At 65.6% G+C, this 7,856-nt stretch carries 11 protein-coding genes and 1 pseudogene; 7 read left to right on the forward strand and 5 right to left on the reverse strand.

The genetic code is table 11. The annotated features are described in order from the left end of the window. A partial coding sequence (locus tag ACNA7R_RS17965; protein ID WP_416284896.1) for a TraB/GumN family protein occupies window positions 1–589 on the reverse strand: 589 nt, incomplete at its 3' end. A gap of 117 nt (window positions 590–706) precedes the next feature. Here ACNA7R_RS17965 and ACNA7R_RS17970 point away from each other — a divergent pair. Together ACNA7R_RS17970 and ACNA7R_RS17975 are read left to right on the forward strand one after the other, a co-directional pair. Further along, a complete protein-coding gene (locus ACNA7R_RS17970; protein ID WP_416284897.1) occupies window positions 707–1,165 on the forward strand; it encodes an acyl-CoA thioesterase in 459 nt (152 codons plus the stop codon). A 24-nt stretch (window positions 1,166–1,189) separates the two neighbouring features. After that, window positions 1,190–1,522: a hypothetical protein gene (locus ACNA7R_RS17975; RefSeq protein ID WP_416284898.1), complete on the forward strand. Its 333-nt coding sequence runs from the start codon at window positions 1,190–1,192 to the stop codon at window positions 1,520–1,522. Between the two features lies 1 nt (window position 1,523). Here the strand turns inward: ACNA7R_RS17975 and ACNA7R_RS17980 are convergent, their stop codons facing one another. After that, complete coding sequence (locus tag ACNA7R_RS17980) at window positions 1,524–2,303, reverse strand: HAD-IIA family hydrolase (protein WP_416284899.1); 780 nt, start codon at window positions 2,301–2,303, stop codon at window positions 1,524–1,526. 99 nt (window positions 2,304–2,402) lie between these two features. On the opposite strand from ACNA7R_RS17980, the gene ACNA7R_RS17985 reads away from it, so the two are divergent. Both ACNA7R_RS17985 and ACNA7R_RS17990 read left to right on the forward strand, forming a co-directional pair. Beyond that, window positions 2,403–2,897 (forward strand): small multi-drug export protein, encoded by a 495-nt coding sequence (locus tag ACNA7R_RS17985; RefSeq protein WP_416284900.1) that lies wholly within the window; start codon window positions 2,403–2,405, stop codon window positions 2,895–2,897. Between the two features lie 126 nt (window positions 2,898–3,023). Further along, a complete protein-coding gene (locus tag ACNA7R_RS17990) occupies window positions 3,024–3,494 on the forward strand; it encodes a hypothetical protein (RefSeq protein ID WP_416284901.1) in 471 nt (156 codons plus the stop codon). A gap of 12 nt (window positions 3,495–3,506) precedes the next feature. On the opposite strand, the gene ACNA7R_RS17995 is transcribed toward ACNA7R_RS17990, so the two are convergent. The 3 genes from ACNA7R_RS17995 to ACNA7R_RS18005 form a co-directional block, all read right to left on the reverse strand. Continuing rightward, complete coding sequence (locus ACNA7R_RS17995) at window positions 3,507–3,662, reverse strand: rubrerythrin-like domain-containing protein (protein ID WP_416284902.1); 156 nt, start codon at window positions 3,660–3,662, stop codon at window positions 3,507–3,509. Between the two features lie 100 nt (window positions 3,663–3,762). Continuing rightward, window positions 3,763–4,338, reverse strand: a complete 576-nt coding sequence (locus ACNA7R_RS18000) for a class I SAM-dependent methyltransferase (protein WP_416284903.1) — start codon at window positions 4,336–4,338, stop codon at window positions 3,763–3,765. Between the two features lie 45 nt (window positions 4,339–4,383). Then, window positions 4,384–4,620 carry a hypothetical protein gene (locus ACNA7R_RS18005; protein ID WP_416284904.1) on the reverse strand — a complete coding sequence of 79 codons (237 nt, stop codon included), beginning with the start codon at window positions 4,618–4,620 and terminating at the stop codon, window positions 4,384–4,386. 154 nt (window positions 4,621–4,774) lie between these two features. Between ACNA7R_RS18005 and ACNA7R_RS18010 the strand changes: the two genes are divergently transcribed. The 3 genes and pseudogenes from ACNA7R_RS18010 to ACNA7R_RS18020 form a co-directional block, all read left to right on the forward strand. After that, window positions 4,775–5,140 carry a cupin domain-containing protein gene (locus ACNA7R_RS18010; RefSeq protein WP_416284905.1) on the forward strand — a complete coding sequence of 122 codons (366 nt, stop codon included), beginning with the start codon at window positions 4,775–4,777 and terminating at the stop codon, window positions 5,138–5,140. 303 nt (window positions 5,141–5,443) lie between these two features. After that, window positions 5,444–6,955 (forward strand): phosphoenolpyruvate carboxykinase (ATP), encoded by a 1,512-nt coding sequence (locus tag ACNA7R_RS18015; RefSeq protein WP_416284906.1) that lies wholly within the window; start codon window positions 5,444–5,446, stop codon window positions 6,953–6,955. A gap of 301 nt (window positions 6,956–7,256) precedes the next feature. After that, a pseudogene (locus ACNA7R_RS18020) lies at window positions 7,257–7,856 on the forward strand (hypothetical protein); the annotation flags it as partial.

The raw sequence follows: 7,856 nt of genomic DNA on the forward strand, positions 1-7,856 counted from the left end.
CCAGGGCGAGCAGGTCGCCGAGGCCGAACACCGGCGCGAGGAAGGCGCCGAAAACGAGTCCGAGGAAGGCGCCAAGCGCTGCGCCGAAGGTGAGGCTGATCGTTCGTGGATCGGTAACCCCGAGCGCGAGCCCGCCGACCATCTTGAGTTTCTCGGCGAACGACAGCCGCGTCCAGAACCGCTGGATCGTGATCTGGATGTCCCGATCGACCAGCGCGACGCCGCTGCCGTTTCGCTCGGCGGCCTCGATGGCGGCCCGCATGTCCGCGCCGGGCTCGATGTCGAACCGGCTGCCGAGCCGCGACTGGACGTACGAGAGCATCCAGTAGGCCAGAAACTGGAAGACCGTGTTGCCCGAGAGCAGATCCTTCGCCTCGATATCGTCCGGGGCGCCGCCCTGCATCTGGCGGTACCGGTTCTCGTCGAGTTCGACGGCAACGACGTCCGGCTCCCGCTCGTCGACGGTCTCGTGGACCTCGTCGACGCTCGCCTGCGAGACGTGGGCGGTCCCGAGGACGTCGACGGAACCCCGTCCCTCGCCGGCGGGGTCGGGAGGCTCCGGGACGTCGGCGTCGCCTGCATCACTCATTAGGAGTGCCAACTCGTCGCCGACTTTTACCAGTATCGAAGGCTCGAACGGGACGCGTTCACAGCCGACGCGACGCTCCCGGCATCCATAACTGCGGACGCGGGAAACCCCCTCCCGATGACCGATCTACTGGAGACACTGATCGAGAACCGCGAGATGGTCCAGCCCAACCACGCGAACATGCTCGAGGTCGCCCACGGGGGAAACGTGATGAAGTGGATGGACGAGGTGGGCGCGATGTCGGCGATGCGCTTTTCCGGCGAGACCTGCGTCACCGCCCGGGTCGACCGGATGGACTTCGAGCGCCCGATTCCCGTCGGCGACACCGCCTACATCACGGCCTACGTCTACGACGCCGGCACCTCGAGCGTGAAGGTCCGGCTGGTCACCGAGCGCGAGGACCTCCGAACCCGTGAGCGCGAGAAGACCACGGAGTCGTACTTCGTCTACGTCGCGATCGACGACGAGAACCGACCGACGACCGTCCCGGAGCTAACCGTCGACAGTGAGGAGGGAGAGCAACTTCGTCGAGCGGCTCTCGAGGGAGAAGCCGACGGAAATAGCGACAAGAGCTAAACCGCTACTGCGCCAACCGTACGCATGGTTGAGCTGGAGACCGTCTTCGACCTTCTGGGAGACGAACGCCGCAGGTACGCCCTCTACTATCTTTACGAGCGGGACGGTCCCGTCTCGGTCGCCGAGGTCGTCGAGACGGTCGAGAAGTGGGAAGACGACGACGCGGAGGCGGATCCCGAGTTCGATTCCCTCGACCGGATCGCCCTGGAACTCCAGCACGTCCACCTGCCGAAGTCGGCGGAGGTGGAGTTCATCCAGTACGATCCCTCCCGGAACGTCGTCCAGATCACCGGCTCGCCCCCCGAGTTCGACGCCTTCGTCACGGTCGCGAAGCTCCTCGAGAACCCGGGCGAGTAGGCTACAGCAGGCGGTCGACGTCGCCGAGCGACTCGAGGACGTGGTCGGGCTCGACGCTCGCGGACTCGAGGGTCGCCTCGTCGGTGATTCCGGTGAGCACGAGCGCGGTCTCCATCCCGGCGCGCTCGCCCAGCGCGATGTCGGTGTCGAGGCGGTCGCCGACGACGAGGACGTCCTTCGGATCGGCGCCGAGCCGATCGATCGCCGCCTCGGCCGCGACGCTCGAGGGCTTGCCCAGGATGGCGTCCGGTTCGCGGCCGGCGACGGCCCCCATCGCCGCGAGGATCGCCCCCGAGCCCGGCATCAGTCCGTCGTCGACCGGGATCGTCGTGTCCGGATCGGTCCCGTAGAAGTCGGTCCCGTCCTCGAGGGCCCGCAGCGACTCCCACAGCGTTCCATACGAGAAGTCGCTGTCGAACGAGCCGACGACGACGTCGGCCGTCTCGGGGTCGTCGACGAGCGCGACGTCCGCGTCGGCCAGGATCGACTCGAGGCGGTCGTCGCCGACCAGGTACACCGTCGCGTCGGGGTGGGTCGCGGCGAGGTACTCCGCGGAGACCGTCGCCGACGTCAAGACGTTCTCGGGTTCGACCGCGATTCCGTGTGGCTCGAGTTGCTCCCGGTAGTGGGCGCTGCCCCGCGTCGGGTTGTTCGAGAACAGCAACCGGTCGCAGCCGGCCCGGTCGAGGGCCGCCAGCCCGTCGGTCGCGCCCGGAAGAAGCTGTTCCCCCCGAACGATCGTTCCGTCGACGTCGAGGATCGCCGCCTCGTAGCCTGTCATCACCGGGCGTACGGCGAGGGCGGGGTTGAGTGTTCGGATCCGCGTACTAACGGCAGCTATTTGACCGAAACGGCGCCTACCTCCGAGAAGAAGCGTTCGATGTCGCTCACACCGCTGCTCGTCGACGTCGGTACCGCCCTCGAGGAAGCAACCGGTATCGTCCAGTACGCGCTCGTGTTTCTGTTCGCGGCGATCCCGGTGGTCGAGATCCTCGTCGTCGTTCCAGTCGCCGTCGGCCTCGGATTGAACCCGGTAACGACCGCTGTCGTCGCCTTCGCCGGCAATGTCGGCTCGGTGTACGCGCTGATTCTGGGCTACCGACGGCTGCTGGAGTGGTGGCAGAGCCGGACCGGAAGCGACGAGCCCAGCGATCGCTACGCGCGAGCCCGTCGGCTCTGGGATCGGTACGGGCTCCCCGGCGTCTCCCTCGCGGGTCCGGTGATGACCGGGGTCCACATCGCCGCGCTCGTGGCCCTGCTCGCCGGCAGTCGGGGTCGGCTCGTCGCGGCCTGGATGACCGCGGGGATCGCCGTCTGGACCGTCGTGCTGACGGTCGCCTCGGTCGCCGGCTTCTCGGCGCTCGGCATCGTCTGAGACGGTCTGCGGTACCGGTTTCTCGGAGCGGCCCCGGACGGCTCGCGGCCGCTCCGGGAACGACGTACGGGAGTCCGTCTCTCTGCTGTGGGAATCCTTATCCGGCGACCGGTCGTACGGCCCGTTATGGGACTCGAGGTCGAGCCGCCGGAGCCGCCGGAGCTGTCGTTCGTCGATCCGAACGAGTACGACGACGCGACGATCAGCGCCGACGATCCGACCGAGATCGATTACCGACGCGAGGAGCTACAGGAATTCCTCCGCGAGGGCGCCTGGGAGGAGGCCTTCGAGGAGTGGCTCGAGGACACCGATCTCGACGAGCGCGAGTACGGGATCGCCCGGGATCTCGACCTCTTCGCCGAGTTCGACTTCTTCTGGGACGACTTCGCCGACCGCGTCGGCTACCACGCCCCCGGCATTTCCGAGGACTGGCAGGAGCGGGAGTACCACCCCGAACTGGACACCTGGGGCACCGTCTCGGCGATCAACGCCGAGCTGACCGAGTTCGGCCAGATCGTCTCGGTGATCCTCAAAGAGGAGTACATCGACTGGGAGGCCGAGTACGAACCGCCCGAGGATCTGCCGGATTTCGACTGACTTCGAACCCGACTACTCTCGAGCGACGGCGATGTTTCTGAGCTGCCCGCCGCAGTCGGGACAGAGCGGACCCGATTCGGGTGAGCCTCTGTATCCGCAGCCGGGGCACTCGTAGGACGGTTCCGGTGGCGTGTATGGGCCGACTCTCATCCGACCGGTCAGGCGCATCGAGCGCAAAAAGCATTCTGTACGAATACCTCAAGGAGAAGTAACCGAGGCTATACAACAACAGTCCACTCTAGTTCCGCCCATTCGCCTATCGCGTCGCCTACCGGACTGCGACGAGCGCAAACGTCTCGGGGCGATTGCGGGCGGTCTCCACGGTGAACCCGGCCGCCTCGAGCCCGTCGACGGCCTCCTCGAGCGAGAACCGTTCCTCGAGGGACGGGCCGTCCTCGCCGTCGCCGTCACCCGACCAGTCGACGGTAACGAGGCGACCGCCGGGGCGGATGACCCGCGCGAGTTCGGCGAGCGCGTCGTCGGACTCGTCCGACCCGGGCGGAGTCGCGTACTCGTGGTGGGTCATCGTCGAGAACGCCCCGTCGAGTTCGTCCTCGGCGAACGGAAGCGTCGACACCTCGCTGGTCACGAACTCGACGTTCTCGGGTGCGCTCTTCTCCCGGTACCGGTCGTGCATCGCCGACTGGACGTCGACCGCGTACACCGTTTCGGCGAACGGCGCGACGTCGTCGGTGTAGAACCCGGTTCCCGAGCCTAGATCCGCGAGGACGTCGTCGTCGGACGGATCGAGCAGTTCGAGCAGCTCCTCGCGCGAGCAGTACCGGTACCGCGAGGGATCCTCGAGTTCGTCGGCCCGGTCGAGCGGAAACGTGTGAAAACCCATACGGAGTCGTTGGCGCCCCCGGCACTTCCCGGTTCCCCCTCCGGGTCAGTCGTAGAGGACGTCTCGAGCGTCGGCTTCGTGTACGACGTCGGGATGGATCGGCTCCTCGTTCATCACGGCGACACAGCAGGACAGACACAGCAGCTGGTAGTAGTTCGGTCCCTGCCACTGCCGGCGCTCGAGCCACCAGCCCTCCGTCTCGTCGCCGTCGACGCGCGTCTCACACCGCTGGCAGGGTTTCGGGACGCAGGGTGGGTTCGGACTGGGGAAGTACGGGTCCATACTCGACCTTCGACCCGAGAGGATATTGGTAACGTGGTCGCTACTCGAGCGCGACTCCGTGAGCACCCCTTGAGGCGACCGTCGAACCGAACGGCACGGACTCACGTCTCCCGCCGGCATCGGCTTTTAGCGTTCGGTTCTCGAATCGACGGCCATGTACTCGCTGGTCGACCTCGAGAACGCCGACGCTCGCGAATTCGACGGAGAGACGCCCACGCTGCTCGACGTCGGATCCGAACTCGGGACCGAACGGATGCGACCGAGCGTCTGGCATTACGAGAAAGGCGAGGAGAACGCCTACCACCGCCAGGGCGAACAGGAGGAGCTGTACGCCGTCCTCGAGGGGACCGTCGACGTCACGATCGAGCGCGAGGACCGACGCGACGTCGTCGAGCTCACCGCCGACGAGATGCTCGTCGTCCCGCCGGAGTCGTGGCGACAGCTCAGAGCCGCCGAGGAGAGCCGGGTACTCGTCGTCGGCGCGCCGAACGTGGCGGACGACGGGATCCTCGGGGAGTAGCCGGACGGCGACCGAGCCGGAGTTGGATTGCCGACCGACGGAACGTTTTCCGACCGTCTCCGTCGAGCCGTCGCTCTCGTCTTCGCGAGAGTATCCCGTTCGGAATCGAATCAGAATTACTTCTGAGGCGAGTTTACTTCTGTAATCATACGTGAAGTGACTATTCGTTGGAGGTTCAGTATCCGGTATTCAAGCCATCAATACGTAGGTTTCGCCTATCTCGATCAGGCGTACGATAGGAAGTGACACGCTCGGATCAAAGGCCACCATGTTTATACATAAGGAAGATGATGACCCAACCGTATGTCCGAAACCGGGGCGGAGCCGCGTCCGCCGAGCCGAGCGCTTCCCGACCCAGCGACCGCATCGAACGTCCGGTACGATCCGTCGCTCGAGGAACTGCGCGAACTCGCCGAACACGAGGAGACGACGACGGAGTTCGGCTCGCCGTCGTACGTCAGCGACGTTCGCTCGCGCAGCTCCGATCGAACGAAAAACGCCGTCGATCACGCGTTCGGCGAGCGCGACCACCAACTGGTCGAGACCGCGGTCGAAGCCACCGAATCCCGCGAGCTGCTCTGCGTGGACCGCCTGATGGGACGCCATCCGGAGGCGACGTTTTGCTGTCGGCTCTACGTTCCCGTCGAACACGCCCGGATCGCGTTCGCCTGGGCGAGCCTGTTCGAACCCAGCGACGGCCGCGAGCCGGATCTCCAGACGGTACAGCTGCCCGACCACGACGAGACCGCGATCCGGATCCTCCCCGACGAGGGTCTCACCGCGGTACTGGGCAGCGACTACACCGGCGAGGCCAAGAAGTCGTTCCTCCGCCTCTTTATGTACCGCATCAAACAGCGGGGCGGACTCGGGCTCCACGCCGGGAGCAAACGCGTCCGCGTCCGCGACGCCGACGGCGACCTGCGCGACGTCGGCCAGCTCTTTATGGGGCTGTCGGCGACGGGCAAGTCGACGCTCACCGCCCACGGCTGCTGGCTCGAGGACGAGGAGGGCGCGACCATGCTCCAGGACGACGTCTGCGCGCTGCTGCCCGACGGGACGGTTCCCGGCAGCGAGGGGAAGGGACTGTTCATCAAGACGATCGGGCTCGACGAGGACGAACAGCCCGCCCTCTACGAGGCCGCGACCGACGAGTCGGCGATCCTCGAGAACGTCGCCGTCGACGACGACGGTACGGTCGACTTCGACGAGCCCAGGTACACGTCCAACGCGCGCGCGATCGTCCAGCGCGACGAGCTCTCGAGCGCGGCCGACGAGATCGACCTCGACCGCGTCGACCAGATATTCTTCATCACCCGGAATCCGCTGATGCCGCCCGTCTCGAAGCTCTCGACGGCCCAGGCCGCGGCGGCCTTCATGCTCGGGGAGTCGATCGAGACCAGCGCGGGCGACCCCTCGCGGGCCGGCGAGTCGATCCGCGTCGTTGGGACCAACCCCTTCATCGTCGGCCCCGAGGGCGAGGAGGGCAACCTCTTTCAGGATCTCATCGACGAACTTGGCGTCGACTGCTACCTGCTCAACACGGGGTATCTCGGCGACGACGCGAAGGACGTCGGCGTCACCGAGTCGGTGACGATCCTCACCGAGACCGCCCGCGGCACCGTCGAGTGGACCGACGACGACACGACCGGGCTGACGATTCCCGAGTCGGTCCCCGGCATCGACGTCGAGGACTACTACGTCCCCGACTACGTCGACGACTACGAGTCGGCCCTCGCGGAGCTACGACGGGAACGTCGCGACTATCTCGAGGGGTTCGACGAACTCCGAACGGAGATCCTCGAGTCGGTGTACTGAGCGCCGGGCCGTCGTTCAATCTCGGATACCTGTGGGGAGACTGATCGACGCGGAACGATGAAGGAAACGGGATCTGAGAGACCGACCAGAACGGTCTGCGAGTCGAGACTAGGGAGGACGTTCGACGCGCCATCCCGAAGCGGTCGGCCGAATCGGAGAGTTCGGGAAGGGTAATCGTAATTGGTATTTTCCGCCGCCGGTGGCGACTAGCGCCCGGGTTACCCGGCGGAACGTGATATTTATCACTGAAATGGCAGTCCCAGTTTAAGCGCTACGACTACCCGTATCACGAACGCGGGACATGAGCGTACGTAACATACTCGTCGTCGTTGTCGCGCTGATGGTGCTGGGCTCGGGCGGAGCCGCAGCCGTTGCAGCGGGCCCCGCTGTAACCAGCGTCGACGACTACGAGAACGACGAAACCGACGAGGAACCGACAGACGCTCCTGACGAGGGAGCGCTGCAAGTGACGATCGAACAGGCGACAATTTTCGTCCTGATCGAGGACGCTGACGACCTCCCCGAGGAGCCGGTTGACGAGACCGACGACGAACTCGAGGACGATGAGGCCGTCAACGAGGACGACGAGAACGACCTCGACGAGAACGGCGTCGATGGCGATGACCTCGAGGAAAACGGCGTTGACGAGAACGATCTCGACGACGCCCAGGAGGTCTCGATCGGCCAGGCGACCGCACTCGTCCTTCTCGATGAGGAGCCGGTCGTGGATCCGGTTGACGAGGAACCGGCCGATGACGACGCCGTCGACGAGGAAGACGAACTCGAGGACAACGGCATCGATGAAGAAGACGAATTCGACGACAACGGTGTCGATGAAGAAGACGAATTCGACGACAACGGTGTCGACGAGGAAGACGAATTCGACGACAACGGTGTCGAT

The organism is Natronococcus sp., from assembly GCF_047921035.1.
Classification (GTDB): Archaea; Halobacteriota; Halobacteria; order Halobacteriales; family Natrialbaceae; genus Natronococcus.

Coding starts and splice junctions, on each gene's coding strand:
- ACNA7R_RS17970 (WP_416284897.1), top strand. CDS start 707: ATGACCGATCTACTGGAGACACTGATCGAGAACCGCGAGATGGTCCAG.
- ACNA7R_RS17975 (WP_416284898.1), top strand. CDS start 1,190: ATGGTTGAGCTGGAGACCGTCTTCGACCTTCTGGGAGACGAACGCCGC.
- ACNA7R_RS17980 (WP_416284899.1), bottom strand. CDS start 2,303: ATGACAGGCTACGAGGCGGCGATCCTCGACGTCGACGGAACGATCGTT.
- ACNA7R_RS17985 (WP_416284900.1), top strand. CDS start 2,403: ATGTCGCTCACACCGCTGCTCGTCGACGTCGGTACCGCCCTCGAGGAA.
- ACNA7R_RS17990 (WP_416284901.1), top strand. CDS start 3,024: ATGGGACTCGAGGTCGAGCCGCCGGAGCCGCCGGAGCTGTCGTTCGTC.
- ACNA7R_RS17995 (WP_416284902.1), bottom strand. CDS start 3,662: ATGCGCCTGACCGGTCGGATGAGAGTCGGCCCATACACGCCACCGGAA.
- ACNA7R_RS18000 (WP_416284903.1), bottom strand. CDS start 4,338: ATGGGTTTTCACACGTTTCCGCTCGACCGGGCCGACGAACTCGAGGAT.
- ACNA7R_RS18005 (WP_416284904.1), bottom strand. CDS start 4,620: ATGGACCCGTACTTCCCCAGTCCGAACCCACCCTGCGTCCCGAAACCC.
- ACNA7R_RS18010 (WP_416284905.1), top strand. CDS start 4,775: ATGTACTCGCTGGTCGACCTCGAGAACGCCGACGCTCGCGAATTCGAC.
- ACNA7R_RS18015 (WP_416284906.1), top strand. CDS start 5,444: ATGTCCGAAACCGGGGCGGAGCCGCGTCCGCCGAGCCGAGCGCTTCCC.